A 17,498-nucleotide genomic window follows, 5' to 3' on the forward strand; every position below is an offset into this window, starting at 1 on the left:
GCAACGATGGACATTCGGCTGGTCTCCAAGGAAGCGGCATGGCAGCTCAGGCATGAGGTCATGTGGCCGGACAAGGAGCCTGAATATGTGCGCATAGAGGGCGACGAAAGCGCGGCGCATTACGGTCTGATGGACGGAGAAACGGCTGATATCCGTCGTCTCCTTGTTCAAGGAAGGAAGCGATGCCCATTTCCGTAAATTCGCGACCGCAACGGCCGAACAGGGAAAAGGGTATGGCACCCGTCTGCTGAACCACGTGCTGGAAGCGGCGGGGGAAGCCGGGGCAACGCGGATCTATTGCAACGCCAGAACGAACAAGGCGGAGTTTTACAAGAAATTCGGACTGGCTTCGACCGGTCAGACCTTTGCCAAAGGCGGCAAGGACTACGTCATTATGGAGCGCCGGCTTGGCGCATCCGAAGAACCGGGTATCACCAATGGGAGGGACAGCAATGACTAGGAAACTGTATTACGAATCGGCTTATACGACAGAGTGGGAGACCTCCGTTACCGGCAGCGAGCAGCGGGAGGACGGGCTGTATGTGACGCTGGCCGAGACGGCGTTTTACCCCCATGGCGGCGGTCAGCCCTGCGATCTGGGTGAAATCGGCGGCGCAGCGGTGCTGGACGTCATCTTGGAGAATGACGAAGTACTGCATAAAGTAGAAGCGATGCCGGCAAGCGGCACGGTCCAATGTAACATAGATTGGGAGCGGCGATTCGACCATATGCAGCAGCATAGCGGGCAGCATTTACTGTCAGCGGTAATCCGCGACATGCTGGACGCGCCGACGCTGAGTTTTCATCTCGGAACGGAGATTGCGACAATCGATATCGGATGTGCAGAGCTAAGCGCGGAGCAATTTCAGGCCGTAGAGGCCGAAGTGAACCGGCACATCTATGTGAACCACGCGATCCGCAGTTATTTTGTCAGCGAAGAGGAAATGGCCCGCCTGCCACTGGCCAAGCAGCCTAAAGTTACGGAAAATTTCCGAATTGTGGAGACTGAGGACGTGGAATACAATGCCTGCGGCGGCACGCATGTATCGGCGACCGGGGCCATCGGCATAATCAAGCTGCTGCGCTCGGATAAGCAGAAGGGCAACATCCGGATCACGTTTAAATGCGGAGGGCGCGCGCTGTGCGAGTTCAACGACCAGTCGCGGATTCTCGGCGTCCTCTCGGCAAAGTACAACACCGGCAAGGATGAGATCATCGACCGGATCGAAAAAGGAGAGCAGGAGCAGAAGCGCCTGGAGCTGGAGCTCGCCGCGCTCAAGGACAGCAACGACGGGTATTTGGCGCAGGAGCTACTGGCGGCGCTGGAACCAGACAGCGCCTTGGTCAGCGACATCTTTGAGGCAAAGCCGCTCAAAGAGTTGCAAAGCCTGGCCGCGAAGCTGACGGCGCTGACCGACCTGCCGGTGCTGCTGGTGTCCGCCGCCGAGAACAAGGCGGTACTGGCCCACAGCGGCAAGGCAGGCTTCTCCTGCGGCGCGTTCTTCAAGGCCGAGCTTGGCGCGTTTCAAGGCAAGGGCGGCGGCAGCGACAAGCTTGCCCAAGCCGGCTTCCCGTCCTGGGAAGCCGCTCTGGGATTTTATGAGCAGGCGAAGCGGGCAATTGTTAGTTGAACAGGAAGCAGGCATGAACGTCCGATTTCGAGTTTAAATAAGTAAGCGGCAGCGGCACGGCGGCGAGTACGGCGCTGTGCTGGACGGCCGGGCGCAAATTGCCCATAATAGAATTGAAATGGCTTACATAATATCAATAGATCCTGGGAGGAATTTCAGATGAAATATCGCAAGCTGGGCAACACCGGTTTCGAGGTCAGCGAGGTCAGTTTTGGCACATGGGCGATCGGCGGCGATTGGGGCATGAGCCGGGACGAAGACGGCTTAAAGGGACTGCAGCTGGCCATGGAGCAAGGCGTAAACTTCTTTGATACGGCGGACGTCTATGGCGGCGGGCACGCAGAAGAATTGCTGGCGAAAGCCACCAAAGGCAAAGAAGACCAGATCCGCATCGCCACCAAGTTCTGCCGCGCGGGAGACATCCATGATCCGGAGACTTATTCCAAACGTGCCGTAACCGAATTTTGCGAGGCGAGTCTTCGCCGCTTGCAGCGGGAAGCGATCGACGTGTACCAGATTCACTGCCCGCCGATCGAAATCCTGCGTGATGGCAGCGTGTTCGGGGTACTCGATCAGCTCAAGGCCGAAGGTAAAATCCGCCATTACGGCGTCAGCGTGGAGACGATCGAAGAGGGCTTGCTCTGCCTGAACTATCCCGGCGTACAGTCGCTCCAGGTGATCTTCAACCTGTTCCGGCAGCAGCCGGCACAGGAATTGCTCCCCCGGGCACTGGAGCAGGGCGTCGGCATTCTTGTCCGGCTGCCGCTGGCAAGCGGGCTGTTGACCGGCAAATTCAGCGAGAACAGCACCTTTGCTGCGAACGACCACCGGAGCTACAACGCGAACGGAGAGGCGTTTAACGTAGGGGAGACCTTCGCGGGGCTGCCGTTCGCCAAAGGCGTCGAACTCGCCCGCAAGCTGGAATGGATTGCCGATGGCCGCGGCAATATGGCCCGCGCTTCCATGCGCTGGTTGCTCGATCATCCGGCGGTGAGCTGCATCATTCCGGGCTTCAAGAACGAAGCACAAGTGACGGACAACCTGGCTTCCGCGGAAACGCCTTCGTTTACGGAAGCGGAAATGGCGCAGCTCGGCCGATTTTATGAAGAGGAAGTCGCTCCGCATATCCGCGGCGGCGTGTAAGGACTACGCAGAATGAACATAACGCTTGGCCTGCTCGCGCATGTCGATGCCGGAAAAACGACCTTTGCCGAGCAGCTGCTGTACCATACGAGCGCCATCCGCAGCCGGGGGCGCGTAGATCACCGGGATACCCATCTGGATACCCATGAACTTGAAAAAGCCCGGGGCATCACCATCTTTGCCGATCAGGCGGAATTCGTCTATGGCGGGAATCGGTACTTCCTGCTGGATACACCGGGGCATATCGATTTCTCCTCGGAGATGGAGCGGGCGCTGCTGGTACTGGATGTTGCCGTGTTGATCGTCAGCGCCGCGGAAGGCGTTGAAAGCCACACGGAGACGGTATGGCAACTGCTGCGCCGCTATCGCATTCCGACCATGATCTTCATCAACAAAATGGACCGTACCGGCGCGGATGCGGAGCGGGTGCTTACAGAAATCCGCGCCAAGCTGAGCGCCGACGCCGTTTTGCTGGCGCGCAGCTTGGACGATCCGTTACCGGAAGAATTAAAGCAATTTATGGCGGAGCGGGATGACGCGCTGCTCGAAGACTATCTGGAAGGCTCGGTGTCGGATGAACGCTGGCAAGCTGCCTTGAAGCAAGGCTTCGGCCAAGGCAGAATCTTTCCTTGCCTGACCGGCTCGGCGCTGCAGGATGACGGCATCGCTGCGTTTTTGGATGTTGTGAATCTGCTGACACATACGGACTATACAACATCGGGTCCGTTCGCCGGCCGGGTGTACAAAATTCGCCATGACGACAACGGGACCCGGATTACGTTCATCAAGGCGCTGCAAGGATCGCTGCGGACTAGGGAAGAATTGAATTACGGGGATGCTGAATCACAGCTGGAGGAGAAAATCACCAGTATCCGCAAATACAGCGGCTCCCGTTTCAGCGAAGTAGGCGAAGTGACAGCCGGCGAGCTGTTTGCCGTAACCGGCTTGTCTGTGGCAGTACCGGGCGAAGGTGTTGGAGCGCTTTCCGGCCGGGTCGGCGGAGGACTGGCACCGGCACTGCTCTCCAAGGTGGAGTTTGAACCGCCGGTCCATCTGAAAGAGGTGCTCCGCGCGTTTCAGCTTCTCGGGGCGGAAGACCCGTCCTTGCGCGTAAATTGGGACGAAAGCCTGCAGGAACTGCATCTGCGCATCATGGGCCGGATTCAGCTCGAGGTGCTGGAGCAAGTCGTGAAGGAGCGCTTTGGCTTAGCCGTGACTTTTGGGGCTCCGGAAATCCTGTACATGGAGACCATCGCTGCGCCGGCCATCGGCTGCGGTCATTTCGAACCGCTCAAGCATTACGCGGAGGTACATGTGCTTCTGGAGCCGGGAGAACGGGGGAGCGGTGTCGTATTCAAGAATGAATGCCATGCCGACGATCTCGCAACCGGCTATCAGAACCAAATCGGGCAATACTTGCTGGAGGACGGGCATCACGGCCTCTTGACCGGCTCACCGTTGACCGATTTGCAGATCACGCTGTTGACCGGTAGGGCGCATAACAAGCATACGCATGGCGGCGATTTCCGTGAGGCGGCGCTTCGCGCGCTGCGGCAGGGGCTGGAACGGACGGAGAATATTTTGCTTGAACCGGTCTATGACTTTACGATCCGCATCGACAGCGATTTGCTGGGCAAAGTCATGACCGATGTCCAGCAGGCGTACGGCCGGTTCGGGCCGCCGGAAATTCATGGGAGCACCGCTGTCCTCTACGGACAAGCGCCGGTCGCAACATTTATGGATTACCCGGTCCGGTTAGCTGCAATCAGCCAGGGCAAAGGTGTGTTAACGCTTCGCATGGCGGGTTATGAGCCTTGCCATCAGGCCGATGAAGTGATCGCACGCAAAAACTACAATAAGAACGCCGACCCGCTGTACAGCTCTTCTTCGATTTTTTGCTCAAAGGGCCAGGGATACGCCGTGCCGTGGGATGAGGCGGAGAAGCACATGCACATTGAAGTACGCGGGTTGCCGGTTCATCACCGAAGGGAGGCATAAGCTATGAGTTTAACGGTAATCGATAAAATCGCCTGGATCCATCTCCGGGACAGCAAGGTGCTCGGTGCACGCTCGGCGGGCAAGGAGACCTACTATTTTCCGGGCGGAAAAAGAGAACCCGGCGAAACCGACGAACAGACGCTGATCCGCGAGATTGAAGAGGAGCTGACGGTCCGGATTGAGCCGGACACGATCAAGCCTTTCGGCGTGTTCGAAGCGGCCGCCCACGGCAAAGCCGAAGGCGTCGCCGTCAAGATGACATGCCTGACTGCGGAATACAGCGGCACACTGGAGCCTGCGTCGGAGATTGCGGAATTGGCCTGGCTCTCTTACAGCGACCGGGAGCGTGTCTCTGCGGTGAGTCAGCTGATTTTTGACCGGCTGCACGAACTGGATTTACTGCATTAAGAACCAAAGCCTTTGGCCCTGAGCGGCTAAAGGCTTTTTTTTGTGCGCAAAAACCCCATTTTTCAATTTAGGACATATGTCCTTCACGGATCGGCCGATATCCGGTTAAATGAATTCGAGAGATAAATAAGGGAGAGCGACAACATGAAAGGAATTATTTTTGCATTTTTAGGCGGTGCGTGCATCACGCTGCAAGGGGTAGCCAATGCGCGGATCAGCCAGGATATCGGCACATGGCAAGCGGCTACGATTACCCAATTCACGGGTTTCGTGCTTTCGCTGCTGATTCTGTTGTTCGTCCGGGACGCTAAACCAAAGGGCTTCAAACAAGCCAAACCGCTGTATTTATTCGGCGGGGCGCTGGCCGCATTCATCATTTTCGGAGAAGTGACGGCGATCCAGAAGATCGGCGTAACCTTCAGCATCGCGGCGCTGCTGATCGCGCAGCTGCTGCTGACCTTTATTATCGACAGCCGGGGCTGGTTCGGCGTTGCCCGCCAGAAGATGCATTTGCCGCATTTTGTCGGCATCGGGCTTATGATCATGGGGGTCATTATACTGAAGTTATAACGAAGGAGGTTACGGGAGATGTTGACGGGATTAATTCTGGCTTTGACCGCGGGAGCGCTGGTCAGCCTGCAAAATATTTTTAACAGCAAAGTGAATGATCATACCGGAAAATGGGCCACCACGACGCTGGTGCTGGGCATGGGCTTCGCCGCTTCGGCTGTGATGGGACTGCTGTTGGAGGGTACGAATATGTTTACGCTGCGCCATATGCAACCGTGGTATTGGTTCAGCGGCATTATCGGCGTAGGCGTCGTGATCTGCCTCGTCCAGGCTACGAAAATGCTGGGCGCAACGTACGCGATTGCCATTGTCCTGACCTCGCAGCTTGGATTCGCACTGCTGTTTGATTCACTGGGCTGGCTGGGATTGTCCAAGGTTCCGTTCTCGTGGAATCAGGGGATCGGCGTGCTCGTGATCGTCGGCGGCATTCTGGTCTTCAAGCTTGGCGGGAACCGTGCAGAGCAAAAGGCGGCTAAACGCGAGCCGGAAAATCATATGCTGCGTGCCGATCAATCGGCGTAAATATTTAACCCCTATTATGCTGAACTTATAAAAAGGGATCTCTCCGTTTCGCCTGGGTGGCATTCGGAAAGATCCCTTTTTGGTTGCCCTGATCTGACTGCAGGTTAAACCGGACCGAGCGATACGCTTTTGCAGCCTAACAGGGAGCTGCGCCATTTTCCGTAGGTTTCCCATGCCATCCCGCGGTCGAGCAAGTCTTTGCACAGGTAGACGCCTTCTTCGATGGAGGGCACATGTCCCGCCATATGCAGCCGCGCGGCGGCATTGAGCAGCGTCTGATGATAAAAGGCGGTATGTCCGCCCCCCTGCAGCACAGCTTCGGCCATCTCCAGCTGCCGCTTGGCGTCCCACTCCAGCTCCGGAACCTCGGTGTCGAGACCCAGCGCTTCGGGGTCGATGATGTCCAGCTCCGCTTCGCCGCCGCTGATGCGGTATACCCGGTTCGGGCGATCGATATGCAGATCCTCCGAGCCTTCGACGCCTTGCACGACCAGCGCGTTCCGGTAGCCGAGCTTGACGATCAGCCGGGAAATGCGGTCGAACACCGTATTATGAAAAATTCCGATGACCAGGGACGGCGAGCAGGCGTAGTCGATCAGCTTCTCCGCGGTATTGAAGATGGTACGCATCCCGAGGTCCGCGCGCAGCGGGTGCAGCGCGCCGAGCGGCGGGCACCATTCCTCCAGGCGGGCGAACAGCACTCCGCTGGCCCGCGCCGCTTCCGCGGCCGCCTCCCGGGTGAGGCCCGCCGGCTCCAAGCCGGACGCCCCGATGATATCGGGCAGCGTCACGCCCCATTTCGGCGGCAGTCCCGCCGTGCCGTGCAGCGTCACGGGCAGTCCGGCCGCCGCCAGCAGGAACGCCGCCGGGAACGTGGCGACGAACGAACGGGTGCGCCCGTCATATGGACCGGCGCAGTCCAGGCCTTGCTGGAGCGGCGTGCGGTACGCATGTTTGCGGCATACCATTACAAAAGCCTCCAGCTCTTCGATGCTCTCAAGCTTCATCCGCTCGGCGATCAGGAAGCCGCCGATCTGCACCGGCGAAGCTTTTCCGGAGAGAATCGCCTCGGCAGCCGTTTCCGCCTCTTCATAACTCAAATCGCGGGCGCCGCGTTTACCCCGGGCCACTTCTTTTAGAATATTGATCATGGGCGTTTCTCCTTAAGTTTGATCCTGCAGCAATTGATAGACCTTCACGATGGAGGTCGCTACATCGACTAACCGCTTGCGTTCGTTCATCGCTTGTTTGCGCAGCAGGTCGTAGGCCTCAGATTCGCTGATATTTTTCGTTTTGGATAAAATGCCCTTAGCCAAATCTATCCATTTCCGCTCCTCCATACGGGAGAGCAGCTGCTCGCGCTCCTTCAGCCATTGCTGGCGTTCGAAGCATTGCCTGGCCCCGAAGTGCAGAATCCAGTGGATTTCGGGAGGAAGCATGGCCGGAGATAAAATCCCGTCCACCATGACCTGTTCATGGCAGTCGCTGACGGACAGGGTCGAGCTGCGGGGCGTGCACCACCAGAAGACCGGCGCGATTTTGCGAAGCTGCAGCCGCGTCCTCCAGACCGTCAACTCCGACATCGGCAGATGTAGGATCGAGGCATCCGCATCCTGAAGCAGTGCCAGCGCTTCGTCCATGGAGACGGCGGTATGAATGACGTACCCGCAGGAACTCAGGATTCGTCCGGGACTGTCCGAAGAGCGCGCTTCCGTTAAATTCTCTGTTATCCATGGATCAATAACTAACAGCGAATGCATAGATGGACGCTCCTTTATCCGAAAGCAGAACCGCTATCGGGTACCAATGATGTAATATTATATAACACATAATCCGATGTTTTGTCGATGATTTTAATGTATAAAAATTTATATGTCACAATTATTGACGTATGCTCCGGTCTGTTGTATATTCGGATTAACCTAATCAATCTCAAGCGGATACAACGGCGTATTCGCATTGAAGCGGCAATGGCGCCTGCTTTCACATCGGTTCCGGGAACGGTCTGTTCTCCGGCGGATGGAGAGCGGGCTTTTTGTGTTCCACCCATGGAGAGGAGAGAGATAAAAATGACGGCTAAGCGCAAAAAACTCGTTCTTGTCGGTAATGGAATGGCTGGGGTACGCACGGTTGAGCATCTTCTTAAACTGGCGCCCGAGGCTTACGAAATCACAATTTTCGGCGCGGAGCCGTATCCGAACTACAACCGAATCATGTTGTCTTCCGTACTGGCCGGCGGTTCAAGCATGGAAGAAATTATCATTAACGATCTCGATTGGTATGCCGGCAACGGGATTACGCTTCATACCGGGCACCAGGTGAGCCGCATCGATCGGGAAGCCCGCATCGTCTATTCCGACCAGGGCATAGCAGCCGAATACGACGAGCTGATCCTGGCGACCGGCTCCAATCCGTTTATGCTGCCGATTCCCGGCGCTGAGAAGGAAGGCGTTATCGCTTTCCGTGATATTAAGGATTGCGAACGGATGCAGGAGGCGGCACAGAAATATAAGAAAGCACTGGTCATCGGCGGAGGATTGCTGGGGCTGGAGGCGGCGCGGGGATTGCTGCATCTTGGGATGGAGGTGTCGGTCGTTCATCTTCATCCATACATCATGGAACGCCAACTCGATGAAACCGCGGCGAATATGCTGCGCAAGGAGCTGGAAGCGCAAGGAATGAAATTTCTGCTGAGCAAGCAATCCGAAGCCATTCTCGGCAAAAAAAGAGTGCGCGGGCTGCGCTTCTCGGACGGCGATACGGCCGAAGCGGACCTCATCGTCATGGCAGTCGGCATCAAGCCGAACGTGGAGCTCGCCAAGGAAGCCGGAATTTCGGTCAACCGAGGCATTGTCGTCAACGATTATATGGAGACCAGCATTCCCGGAATATATGCGGTGGGAGAATGCGCGGAGCATCGCGGCATTGCTTACGGGCTGGTCGCGCCGCTGTATGAGCAAGGTGCGGTTCTGGCCAAACGCCTGGCGGGTGCGGTAACGGAGGGATACGGCGGCTCGGTGACGTCGACCAAACTTAAAGTTTCGGGCGTCGATGTATTCTCAGGCGGACAATTTACCGAGCAGCCGGGAACCCGGGCGCTTCGATATCAGGACGAAATCGACGGCGTATACAAGAAACTCGTGATCCGGGACGATAAGCTGATCGGTGCGGTGCTGTTCGGCGACACGGCCGACGGAGCCATGCTATTCTCGCTGATTAAGAAAGGCGAACCCGTCGCCGGAAGGGAAAAAGAATTGCTGCTCGGGTTTTCGGCTCAGGCAGGAACGGCACCAAAAGGCAGCAGGGTTAAAGAGATGGCCGACGATGAAATCATCTGCGGCTGCAACGGCGTCTCCAAAGCCGTGATCGCCGATGCGATCCAAACCGGTGGCTGCACCAGCGTCGGCCAGATTAAAGCCTGCACCAAAGCCTCCGCTTCCTGCGGCGGCTGTAAACCGCTGGTGGAAGAGCTTCTGGAGCTGTATGCCGGCGACAACCGGGTGACGGTCAAAGAGGGCATATGCGGCTGTACGACGCTCAGCCGGGACGAGATCGTGGCGGAGATCAAACGGATGGAACTGAAGACGATCAAGGAAGTTATGCATGTGCTGGATTGGAGCAATGCCGAAGGCTGCTCGAAATGCCGCCCTTCCCTAAACTATTATCTCGGCATGCTGTGGCCGGAGGAGTATGCGGACGAGAAGGAGTCGCGCTTTACCAATGAACGTTATCACGCCAATATCCAGAAGGATGGCACCTATTCCGTTGTACCGAGAATTTATGGCGGCGTGACTTCGCCGGCGGAGCTGATCAAGATCGCCGAAGTCGCCGCCAAATACGATGTACCCATGGTCAAGTTTACCGGCGGACAACGATTGGACCTGCTTGGAGTCAAAAAGGAGGATCTGCCGAACATCTGGGAGGAGCTCGACATGCCTTCCGGCCACGCTTACGGCAAAACCCTGCGGACGGTCAAAACCTGTGTCGGCTCCACCTTCTGCCGGTTTGGCACACAGGACTCCATCGGGATGGGCATCCGTCTGGAGCAGGCCTTCGAGCGGTTGAATACGCCGGCCAAGGTTAAGCTTGCCGTCTCGGGCTGCCCACGGAACTGCGCGGAAGCGACAATCAAGGATTTCGGCGTCGTCGCCATCGACGGCGGCTGGGAGCTCCATGTCGGCGGCAACGGCGGGGTACATGTCCGGGCAACCGATTTGCTCTGCGTCGTGAAGACCGATGACGAGGTGCTCGAATGGGCGTCGGCGTTCCTGCAATACTACCGCGAGACAGCCGCGTGGAATGAACGTACGGCACAGTGGATCGAGCGGGTGGGCCTGGATCACATCAAAGCGGCGCTGGAATCCCCTGAAGAGCGGCAGGCGTTGAAAGAGCGGATCGAGAAGACGCTGAGCCTGACGTCCGATCCTTGGAAGCAAATCATCAACGAACCGGAGCTGCGGAAAAATTTCGAGACGATCCGGCAGACGGAGACGGTATAAGGGGGAAATCACATGACAATGACCAAACTTCTAATCGGCAACATTGCAGAGATCGACCGGCAAGGCTCGCGTAAAATCCAGATCGGCGAGCTGGAGGTGGCGCTGTTCCGCTTAAGCAGCGGGGAAGTGCTGGCCATCGAGAATAAATGCCCGCATAAAGGCGGAGCGCTGTCGGAGGGCATGGTCTGCGGCCGGCAGGTCCACTGCCCGCTGCATGACTGGCGCATCGACCTGGCCAGCGGCGATGTGCAGGCGCCGGACACCGGGCATGTCCGTACCTTTGAGGTTGAGGTGAACGAAAGCAACGGCAGCATTTATTTGACCCTGTAACAAACCCAATAGACGAAATGGAGGAATTGGAATGGATTATGTAAAACCGGGTGAAGTGCTGTCTTCCATGATTGAAGCGGGGCGGAATAAAGCGGAGCTGTCCATCGGACAAATGCTGGTGCGCGGCGCGCTCGGCGGGGCCATCCTGGCCTGCGCGACAACGTTGGCTTATACGGCGGCGGCACAGACCAAGCTGCCGATTGTCGGGGCCATCCTGTTTCCCGTCGGATTTGTAATGATCATTCTGCTTGGGCTGGAGCTGGTCACCGGCAGTTTCGCGCTTGTGCCGCTGGCCGTGTTGGAGAAGAAAACAACCTCCGGAAAAATGCTGCGCCACTTCTTCTGGGTCATCGTCGGGCATCTGCTGGGCTGTGCCGCTTACGCGGCACTGTATGGCTTAACGCTCACCAAGATGGGCACCGATATGTCCAACCCCTTAATTCAAACGCTGATTTCCAATAGCGAAGCCAAGACAACGGCTTATCAGGCACTTGGCGGGGAAGGCATGCTGCTCGCTTTTATCAAAGCCATCTTGTGCAACTGGATGGTTACCCTCGGGGCGGTGCTGGCGATGACCTCCAAGTCGACGCTAGGCAAAATCGTCGCCATGTGGCTGCCGATTCTGACCTTCTTCGCGCAAGGCTTTGAACATACGGTTGTCAATTTCTTCGTCATCCCGGCAGGCATGATGCTTGGAGCACAGGTCAGCTTTGCCGACTGGTGGGTCTGGAACGGCATTCCGGTGCTGCTTGGCAACCTTGCCGGGGGGCTGCTCTTTACCGGGCTTCTTCTGTATCTCTCACATAAAGGGGCGCTTGCCGGCGGTTTAAATGGCGCACGTGCGACGATTGCTGAGGATCTGCCGGTATCCGGCCGCACACCGGCGCTGGAGAAAAGCCTATGAGGACGGGAAACATCACCATCGTCGGCGCCGGACCGGGCGACCCTGAGCTGATTACCGTCAAAGCGATGCGGTGCATCGAATCAGCGGACGTAATCCTGTATGACCGGCTGATCCATCCCGGATTGCTTGAGTTTGCCCGGCCGGAAGCCAAGCGCATCTATTGCGGGAAAGCGCCTGGACGGCATTCCATGCCGCAGGCCGCGACGGAAGCACTGATGCTGGAGTTCGCGTTGGCCGGGCAACAAGTCGTGCGGCTGAAAGGCGGCGACCCGTTCATCTTCGGGAGAGGCGGTGAAGAGGCACTCGCGGCAGCGGCGGCCGGAATTCCTTATGAAGTAATTCCGGGTATATCCTCGGCAATCGGAGCGGCCGCATCCGTCGGGATACCGCTTACGCACCGCGGAACGGCAGCTTCCGTCGCTTTTGTCACCGGCAGCCGCTGCAATGAGCACGGCGCTCCGGTTGACTGGGAAGCGCTGGCCAAAGGTGTTGACACGCTGGTCATTTATATGGGAATGAGCAGGCTCGGTGAGATTTGCCGGGAGCTAATGAAGCATGGCAAAGCTGGCCGCACGCCGGTTGCGCTGATCGAGAACGGGACGACCGACCGGGAACGCACGGTGACCGGTATGCTGGAGAATATCGAGAAGCTGGCGGCGGCAATGCGCATCGGCAATCCGGCATTGATCGTCGTCGGAGAGGTCGTCAATATCCGCGGACAGCTGCTCGCTCTGCAGCAAACGGCGTATTCGCATATTGGGTAAACGCATGCGGCCGATGTGACCTTCATCACAAAAAGTGACTCCCGTCACACGGCAACAGTTGAAGTGCGCGCTATACTTGCTTCATAATATAGGAAGAATAGCGCATCCTCAGCACTTCAAAGGAGAGAATCTGCCATGCATATTGAACTGGACCCGCTGACCCTCAGCCGGCTTGAAGATCACCTCGCCGGCAAACCCGGGGTGTTTAAAATCTTTTACGATACAGAGGACTGCGGCTGCAACGGCGTACTTGCAATTCAAATCGTCGATGAACCGCTGGCGACCGATATCCGCTTTCAGGAAGAACCGTATCCGTTCGTCTGCGACCGCCAGCAAGAATCGTTGTTTGACGATGTGATGCGCCTACAGGCGGAGGAGAATTATCCTTCCTTCAAGGTAAGCAGTGATTCCACGTTGTTCGGCAGCAATGTCCGCGTAACCGATAAACGTCAATAATTCCATCTGCAGCGCAAAAAAACGCCGCCCTCCGCTTGCCGGAAGGACGGCGTTTGGCGTTCACCGGCGGATTCCGGGCGTAAACACCTGCGGAAATTGCCGGATGATGGCGTGCGAGATCAGATTGGCCATCTCAAGGGCCTCACGTTCGATCTGGTCGTATTGCTTAATGCTTGCCGCGTAGTCGCCGCTAAGCATGGTTACGGCCTCGGCTTCGGTCATCGCCAGATGATGGTAGAACATCTTGCGGAACTCTTCCTTCGGAAACCGGTAAATTGTGCGGTCCAGAAAATCGATAAATTGGTCGGCGTTCGCGTACCAGCGGGTGCGGGCGTCATTCGTCTGGGCCGTATCTTTGGCTTTGGCTGCCTGAACCAGCTCGGCGGCGATCGTCAGATGCGCTTTGATGAGACCGGCATACGTGTCCGCCGCCTGCTGGCCATAAAAAGGCTTCAGCGCCGCACCCATATCGGGCGCATTTTGCAGCAGCCGGGCGACGGTCGCCTGCGTATCGGGCAGTCCGAAGACGATACTGACGATCGCCAGCCGCGTCCAAGCTACGTGCTGCTCCCAGAGCATGCGTATATGGTTGGCAAATTCGACGTGGGCCCTGCTCAAACAATCGATTCCAGCCGAGGGGGCAGCGGGACAAGGCGTAGGCCACATTTGCGGCATGCCGTGCAGCATGGAAGTGTAGCTTTGATAAGGATACATGAATGGAAATCCTCCTGTCACAGGTATCAGTATGCCTTATCTTATGGTAAATCCGCCCTTACGGTTATCGCTGAAAGCTGAAATCAGCCTGTTCGGTCCATGTTTTTTCACCGTAAATGAAATCTTCTACGCGTTGCGCGGTCTTCCCGACCTCAGGAGACGAGTTGTCGATCCGAAGGACAAAGTCTTTGGGAATCGGCCAATTGACGCTGCGCTCGTTGAGCGCTTTTTTAAACTGCTCCCAATTCTTGAATTTCCATTCATCCAGTTTGGATGCCCGTGCGGCAATCCGCTCCCGGAACAGCTGCTCGTTCTCCAGCATGACGATAACCACTTTAACTTCTATCGTGTCCAGCGACTGCCCGATCTTGGCCAGCTCCGCCGCGATCCAGTCCGGATCGGCCGCTTCTTTGGTAAAAGGTCCAACGACAAAAGCGTCGAGTCCAATCGCAAGATTGTCCAGGGCGGCATCCATCGTCAGACGGTAGCCCAAATCCCGGCACAGCCGCTTATAGTTGGCGGAATCACGGTCCTCCGGATCAAAGCCGTGCATGGTCATAATAATATCTGCAGCCGGGCGCATCAACACATCCATATCGAAAAAGGCCGCTTTCCGGCGCGGAGCGACGATTTTGGCAAGCGTGGTCTTGCCTGCTCCCGCCGGTCCGAGAAAAAATACTAGTTTGTTCATTGTACGGTCTCCTGTTCCTTGTAATAGTCGGCAACTTTATCGTATCATCTTTTTGTCCAAGACGGCGAAGAAAATATGCTATATTTAATGTACTAAAATATTACACGGGATAAAAGTGGTGGAGGCGGAAAACCTTATGTTCATCAGACCCATCCGAAAGGATGACAATGCAGCCATTGAGCGGATTATCCGCGAATGCCTGATTGAGTTCGGCGGCAACCGGGAGGGGTTAGCCTGGGCAGACCCGAGCATGAGCGATTTATATGGCTATTATGCAGATAAGCATGGTTATGCCTATTGGATCGCGGAACAAGACGGCGAAGTGCTAGGCGGCTGCGGGATTGCGCCGTTTGCAGATTCGGATAACGTCTGCGAGCTGCAGAAAATGTATTTGTCCACCCGGTTACGCGGGACTGGCATCGCTGCCAAACTGCTCTCTACGGCTGAGACCTTTGCGAGCCAGCATTACCGGCAATGTTACCTGGAAACGCTGCAGACAATGGCAGCGGCCAACCGGTTTTACTTGAAACATGGCTTCGCACCCATGCAGGCGCCGCTTGAAGGCTCAGAGCACTTCGCCTGTGACGCGTGGTATATCAAGAACTTACACCATCCGGAAGGTTAAGAAAGCAGGGTGCTGCATGGTTACACAGAGCAATCACGGTGAACCGGATATGAAAGAAAGGGTCCGGATCAAACGGATCTATGATCCGACGGAAGCGACGGACGGCAGGCGCGTGCTGGTGGACCGTCTTTGGCCTCGCGGCGTCAGCCGCGAACGGGCGGCGATCGACGAATGGATGAAGGAGCTCGCACCGAGTCCGGAACTGAGGCAGTGGTTCTGCCATCAACCCGAACGGTTTGAAGTGTTCGCGTTACAATACGCGCAGGAGCTGGATACGAATGCTAACGCCTTGTCGCTTGCAGAACTTCTGGCAGAACGTTCGCATACAGAACCCGTTACGCTTCTCTATGCTGCCAAAGACCCGGAGCACAATCATGCGATTGTACTTCGAACGTGGCTGATTAACTACATTAAACATAAATAAAGCATGAAAATAGCCGGTCCGCTCTGCTTATATGCATGAGGGGTCCGGCTATTCTTTTTCTATATGTATGGATTATACCGATGCCTGCAAGTACCGAAATCCGCGCACCTTACCATCGCCGGCATAAATGATGTTGTCAAGCCCGGATAGCTCGAGACGGCCGTTTTCGTCCAGCAAATGTTTGGCCACATAACGTCCTTTGATTTGAGCCACCACATTGATGATTCCTTTGAACGGCTCACGTTCATAAGCTTCGGTCAGCGTGCATTCAATCGTGATCGGGCATTCCTTGATGGCCGGCGCGTTGACGTTCGGCGATTTTACCGGGGTCAGCTCCAGGCTGTCAAACTTGCTTTGCTCATATCCGGTATGCGTACCGCAAAACTCAACGGCCGTAGAGAGCGTTCGGTCCGGAACATTGATGACAAAATCCTTGACTGCCTTGATCTGATTCACCGCATAACCTTTGCTGTTAAAGCCCAGCGCGACCATGTCTCTCAGCGTATAGGACGAGGAGATGGTGGTCACATTCGGCGTTCCGTTCACATCGTAAAAACTGATGAGAATGGCCGGAAAGCCATAGTACATTTTTTCGTAATCGACAGCTACTTTTTCCATATCCGTGATCCTCCCGCGATGTTCTTTTTGCATCAAAAGCATATCGCAGATCGAAAAAGCAGGCGGGTGACCAGAATCACTTCCGGAGAATCTGCGGAAAAGTTACGAGATTTGAAAAGATTTACGCAATGTCCAATCCCGTCCGATTCGGCTGGAATATTCATATATTATGTCATGAATCCGCTCAAAACATTGCTAGATTCATGGAAATAGAATAGAAAGGAGAGGTTGGCGTGACGTTTTTAACAACTGGCCCTATTGATAACAGTATGTCGGGCGGGCAGCGGCCGACGCAGACGGTGACCGTCAGAATTGAGAATCAAAGCAGCAGCATCCCGGCTATGGTTCTGATTCAGGGCTACTTCATTACGACGACGCGTAATTTGTATGTCAGCGAGCAAATCAATGTAGCGCCGGATCAGGTCGTTCAGTTGAACTATTTTGCCAATCTGGATGCGTTTGAATTTTCGTTCGAAACATCCAATGGTACGGGCGACGATCCGCTCCGCATATCTTTTTGGGGAAAAAACAGCAACGGTGATCTGATTGCTGCGCATCGGATTGTATCCGCGGAAATGGCAGGAATAAATGCCGAAGTAGCCGGTCCTACAGGAGCAACCGGAGCGACAGGTGTGACTGGAGTAACGGGTGCCACCGGTAATGCTGGGGCGACAGGTGCAACTGGAGCAACAGGCGACGCAGGTGTGACAGGAGCGACAGGAGCGACAGGAGCAACCGGAGCAACGGGCGACGCAGGTGCGACCGGAGCAACCGGCGACCCAGGTGCAACGGGAGCCACGGGCGACGCAGGTGCGACAGGAGTAACGGGAGCAACCGGCGACGAAGGTGCGACAGGCGCAACGGGAGCAACAGGCGACGCAGGTGCGACAGGCGACAGAGGAGCGACAGGAGCAACCGGAGCAACGGGCGACGCTGGAGCGACAGGAGCAACCGGAGCCACAGGCGACGCTGGGGCGACAGGCGCAACGGGAGCAACGGGCGACCCAGGTGCGACAGGCGCAACGGGAGCAACAAGCGACGCAGGGGCGACAGGCGCAACGGGAGCAACGGGCGACGCAGGTGCGACAGGCGCAACAGGAGCAACCGGCGACGCAGGTGCGACAGGCGCAACCGGAGCCACAGGCGACACAGGAGCGACAGGAGCAACCGGAGCAACGGGCGACGCTGGAGCGACAGGAGC

20 protein-coding genes and 1 pseudogene are annotated in these 17,498 nt (G+C 56.5%); 16 read left to right on the forward strand and 5 right to left on the reverse strand.

Annotated elements, in window-relative coordinates:
* Nucleotides 1-6 precede the first annotated feature (6 nt).
* The 8 genes from BMW84_RS25205 (at nt 7) to BMW84_RS03960 (ending at nt 6,272) form a co-directional block, all read left to right on the forward strand.
* Nucleotides 7-198: a hypothetical protein gene (locus BMW84_RS25205; RefSeq protein WP_368086702.1), complete on the forward strand. Its 192-nt coding sequence runs from the start codon at nt 7-9 to the stop codon at nt 196-198.
* Nucleotides 164-460, forward strand: coding sequence for a GNAT family N-acetyltransferase (locus BMW84_RS03930; RefSeq protein WP_368086703.1), 297 nt, complete (start codon nt 164-166; stop codon nt 458-460). The genes BMW84_RS25205 and BMW84_RS03930 overlap by 35 nt, the downstream gene beginning before the upstream one ends.
* On the forward strand, nt 453-1,631 hold the full coding sequence (locus tag BMW84_RS03935; RefSeq protein ID WP_091064684.1) for an alanyl-tRNA editing protein: 1,179 nt from the start codon (nt 453-455) through the stop codon (nt 1,629-1,631). Before BMW84_RS03930 ends, BMW84_RS03935 begins: the two co-directional genes overlap by 8 nt.
* A 159-nt stretch (nt 1,632-1,790) precedes the next feature.
* Complete coding sequence (locus BMW84_RS03940; RefSeq protein ID WP_091064686.1) at nt 1,791-2,774, forward strand: aldo/keto reductase; 984 nt, start codon at nt 1,791-1,793, stop codon at nt 2,772-2,774.
* A 12-nt stretch (nt 2,775-2,786) separates the two neighbouring features.
* Nucleotides 2,787-4,772, forward strand: coding sequence for a GTP-binding protein (locus tag BMW84_RS03945; protein ID WP_091064689.1), 1,986 nt, complete (start codon nt 2,787-2,789; stop codon nt 4,770-4,772).
* Between the two features lie 3 nt (nt 4,773-4,775).
* A complete protein-coding gene (locus BMW84_RS03950; RefSeq protein ID WP_091064690.1) occupies nt 4,776-5,180 on the forward strand; it encodes an NUDIX hydrolase in 405 nt (134 codons plus the stop codon).
* Nucleotides 5,181-5,324: 144 nt separating this feature from the next.
* Nucleotides 5,325-5,750, forward strand: a complete 426-nt coding sequence (locus tag BMW84_RS03955) for a DMT family transporter (protein WP_091064693.1) — start codon at nt 5,325-5,327, stop codon at nt 5,748-5,750.
* A gap of 18 nt (nt 5,751-5,768) precedes the next feature.
* Nucleotides 5,769-6,272, forward strand: coding sequence for a DMT family transporter (locus BMW84_RS03960; protein ID WP_091064695.1), 504 nt, complete (start codon nt 5,769-5,771; stop codon nt 6,270-6,272).
* Between the two features lie 104 nt (nt 6,273-6,376).
* Here BMW84_RS03960 and BMW84_RS03965 read toward each other — a convergent pair whose 3' ends face one another.
* Nucleotides 6,377-7,423, reverse strand: coding sequence for an anthranilate phosphoribosyltransferase (locus BMW84_RS03965; protein WP_091064697.1), 1,047 nt, complete (start codon nt 7,421-7,423; stop codon nt 6,377-6,379).
* A gap of 12 nt (nt 7,424-7,435) precedes the next feature.
* On the reverse strand, nt 7,436-8,032 hold the full coding sequence (locus BMW84_RS03970; protein WP_091064699.1) for an ANTAR domain-containing response regulator: 597 nt from the start codon (nt 8,030-8,032) through the stop codon (nt 7,436-7,438).
* 309 nt (nt 8,033-8,341) lie between these two features.
* Between BMW84_RS03970 and nirB the strand changes: the two genes are divergently transcribed.
* The 5 genes from nirB (at nt 8,342) to BMW84_RS03995 (ending at nt 13,225) form a co-directional block, all read left to right on the forward strand.
* Nucleotides 8,342-10,771 carry a nitrite reductase large subunit NirB gene (nirB, locus tag BMW84_RS03975; RefSeq protein WP_091064701.1) on the forward strand — a complete coding sequence of 810 codons (2,430 nt, stop codon included), beginning with the start codon at nt 8,342-8,344 and terminating at the stop codon, nt 10,769-10,771.
* A gap of 18 nt (nt 10,772-10,789) precedes the next feature.
* The gene (gene nirD, locus BMW84_RS03980) at nt 10,790-11,101 is read left to right on the forward strand and encodes a nitrite reductase small subunit NirD (RefSeq protein ID WP_091068041.1); all 312 of its coding nucleotides are present in this window, start codon (nt 10,790-10,792) and stop codon (nt 11,099-11,101) included.
* Nucleotides 11,102-11,132: 31 nt separating this feature from the next.
* Nucleotides 11,133-12,005, forward strand: coding sequence for a formate/nitrite transporter family protein (locus tag BMW84_RS03985; protein ID WP_091064703.1), 873 nt, complete (start codon nt 11,133-11,135; stop codon nt 12,003-12,005).
* Complete coding sequence (cobA, locus tag BMW84_RS03990; protein ID WP_091064706.1) at nt 12,002-12,769, forward strand: uroporphyrinogen-III C-methyltransferase; 768 nt, start codon at nt 12,002-12,004, stop codon at nt 12,767-12,769. Before BMW84_RS03985 ends, cobA begins: the two co-directional genes overlap by 4 nt.
* Before the next feature lie 135 nt (nt 12,770-12,904).
* Nucleotides 12,905-13,225 (forward strand): iron-sulfur cluster biosynthesis family protein, encoded by a 321-nt coding sequence (locus BMW84_RS03995; protein WP_091064708.1) that lies wholly within the window; start codon nt 12,905-12,907, stop codon nt 13,223-13,225.
* 60 nt (nt 13,226-13,285) lie between these two features.
* Here BMW84_RS03995 and BMW84_RS04000 read toward each other — a convergent pair whose 3' ends face one another.
* Both BMW84_RS04000 and BMW84_RS04005 read right to left on the reverse strand, forming a co-directional pair.
* The gene (locus BMW84_RS04000) at nt 13,286-13,939 is read right to left on the reverse strand and encodes an acetylglutamate kinase (RefSeq protein ID WP_254772856.1); all 654 of its coding nucleotides are present in this window, start codon (nt 13,937-13,939) and stop codon (nt 13,286-13,288) included.
* A 64-nt stretch (nt 13,940-14,003) separates the two neighbouring features.
* On the reverse strand, nt 14,004-14,630 hold the full coding sequence (locus tag BMW84_RS04005) for a P-loop nucleotide/nucleoside kinase family protein (protein WP_091064711.1): 627 nt from the start codon (nt 14,628-14,630) through the stop codon (nt 14,004-14,006).
* 136 nt (nt 14,631-14,766) lie between these two features.
* Between BMW84_RS04005 and BMW84_RS04010 the strand changes: the two genes are divergently transcribed.
* Both BMW84_RS04010 and BMW84_RS04015 read left to right on the forward strand, forming a co-directional pair.
* Entirely contained in the window at nt 14,767-15,255 is a 489-nt protein-coding gene (locus BMW84_RS04010; RefSeq protein ID WP_091064713.1) for a GNAT family N-acetyltransferase, read from the forward strand.
* 49 nt (nt 15,256-15,304) lie between these two features.
* The gene (locus BMW84_RS04015; protein ID WP_091068045.1) at nt 15,305-15,679 is read left to right on the forward strand and encodes a DUF488 domain-containing protein; all 375 of its coding nucleotides are present in this window, start codon (nt 15,305-15,307) and stop codon (nt 15,677-15,679) included.
* Between the two features lie 72 nt (nt 15,680-15,751).
* On the opposite strand, the gene BMW84_RS04020 is transcribed toward BMW84_RS04015, so the two are convergent.
* The gene (locus BMW84_RS04020) at nt 15,752-16,297 is read right to left on the reverse strand and encodes a flavin reductase family protein (RefSeq protein ID WP_091064715.1); all 546 of its coding nucleotides are present in this window, start codon (nt 16,295-16,297) and stop codon (nt 15,752-15,754) included.
* A gap of 233 nt (nt 16,298-16,530) precedes the next feature.
* On the opposite strand from BMW84_RS04020, the pseudogene BMW84_RS25005 reads away from it, so the two are divergent.
* Nucleotides 16,531-17,498, forward strand: a pseudogene (locus BMW84_RS25005) (collagen-like triple helix repeat-containing protein); the annotation flags it as partial.

This window comes from Paenibacillus sp. NFR01, assembly GCF_900111565.1.
In the GTDB taxonomy this organism is placed as follows: Bacteria; Bacillota; Bacilli; order Paenibacillales; family Paenibacillaceae; genus Paenibacillus_AQ.

Excerpts from the sequence above, each read along its gene's own strand:
- BMW84_RS25205 (WP_368086702.1), top strand. The coding sequence starts at position 7 with ATGGACATTCGGCTGGTCTCCAAGGAAGCGGCATGGCAGCTCAGGCAT.
- BMW84_RS03935 (WP_091064684.1), top strand. The coding sequence starts at position 453 with ATGACTAGGAAACTGTATTACGAATCGGCTTATACGACAGAGTGGGAG.
- BMW84_RS03940 (WP_091064686.1), top strand. The coding sequence starts at position 1,791 with ATGAAATATCGCAAGCTGGGCAACACCGGTTTCGAGGTCAGCGAGGTC.
- BMW84_RS03945 (WP_091064689.1), top strand. The coding sequence starts at position 2,787 with ATGAACATAACGCTTGGCCTGCTCGCGCATGTCGATGCCGGAAAAACG.
- BMW84_RS03950 (WP_091064690.1), top strand. The coding sequence starts at position 4,776 with ATGAGTTTAACGGTAATCGATAAAATCGCCTGGATCCATCTCCGGGAC.
- BMW84_RS03955 (WP_091064693.1), top strand. The coding sequence starts at position 5,325 with ATGAAAGGAATTATTTTTGCATTTTTAGGCGGTGCGTGCATCACGCTG.
- BMW84_RS03960 (WP_091064695.1), top strand. The coding sequence starts at position 5,769 with ATGTTGACGGGATTAATTCTGGCTTTGACCGCGGGAGCGCTGGTCAGC.
- BMW84_RS03965 (WP_091064697.1), bottom strand. The coding sequence starts at position 7,423 with ATGATCAATATTCTAAAAGAAGTGGCCCGGGGTAAACGCGGCGCCCGC.
- BMW84_RS03970 (WP_091064699.1), bottom strand. The coding sequence starts at position 8,032 with ATGCATTCGCTGTTAGTTATTGATCCATGGATAACAGAGAATTTAACG.
- nirB (WP_091064701.1), top strand. The coding sequence starts at position 8,342 with ATGACGGCTAAGCGCAAAAAACTCGTTCTTGTCGGTAATGGAATGGCT.
- nirD (WP_091068041.1), top strand. The coding sequence starts at position 10,790 with ATGACCAAACTTCTAATCGGCAACATTGCAGAGATCGACCGGCAAGGC.
- BMW84_RS03985 (WP_091064703.1), top strand. The coding sequence starts at position 11,133 with ATGGATTATGTAAAACCGGGTGAAGTGCTGTCTTCCATGATTGAAGCG.
- cobA (WP_091064706.1), top strand. The coding sequence starts at position 12,002 with ATGAGGACGGGAAACATCACCATCGTCGGCGCCGGACCGGGCGACCCT.
- BMW84_RS03995 (WP_091064708.1), top strand. The coding sequence starts at position 12,905 with ATGCATATTGAACTGGACCCGCTGACCCTCAGCCGGCTTGAAGATCAC.
- BMW84_RS04000 (WP_254772856.1), bottom strand. The coding sequence starts at position 13,939 with ATGTATCCTTATCAAAGCTACACTTCCATGCTGCACGGCATGCCGCAA.
- BMW84_RS04005 (WP_091064711.1), bottom strand. The coding sequence starts at position 14,630 with ATGAACAAACTAGTATTTTTTCTCGGACCGGCGGGAGCAGGCAAGACC.
- BMW84_RS04010 (WP_091064713.1), top strand. The coding sequence starts at position 14,767 with ATGTTCATCAGACCCATCCGAAAGGATGACAATGCAGCCATTGAGCGG.
- BMW84_RS04015 (WP_091068045.1), top strand. The coding sequence starts at position 15,305 with ATGAAAGAAAGGGTCCGGATCAAACGGATCTATGATCCGACGGAAGCG.
- BMW84_RS04020 (WP_091064715.1), bottom strand. The coding sequence starts at position 16,297 with ATGGAAAAAGTAGCTGTCGATTACGAAAAAATGTACTATGGCTTTCCG.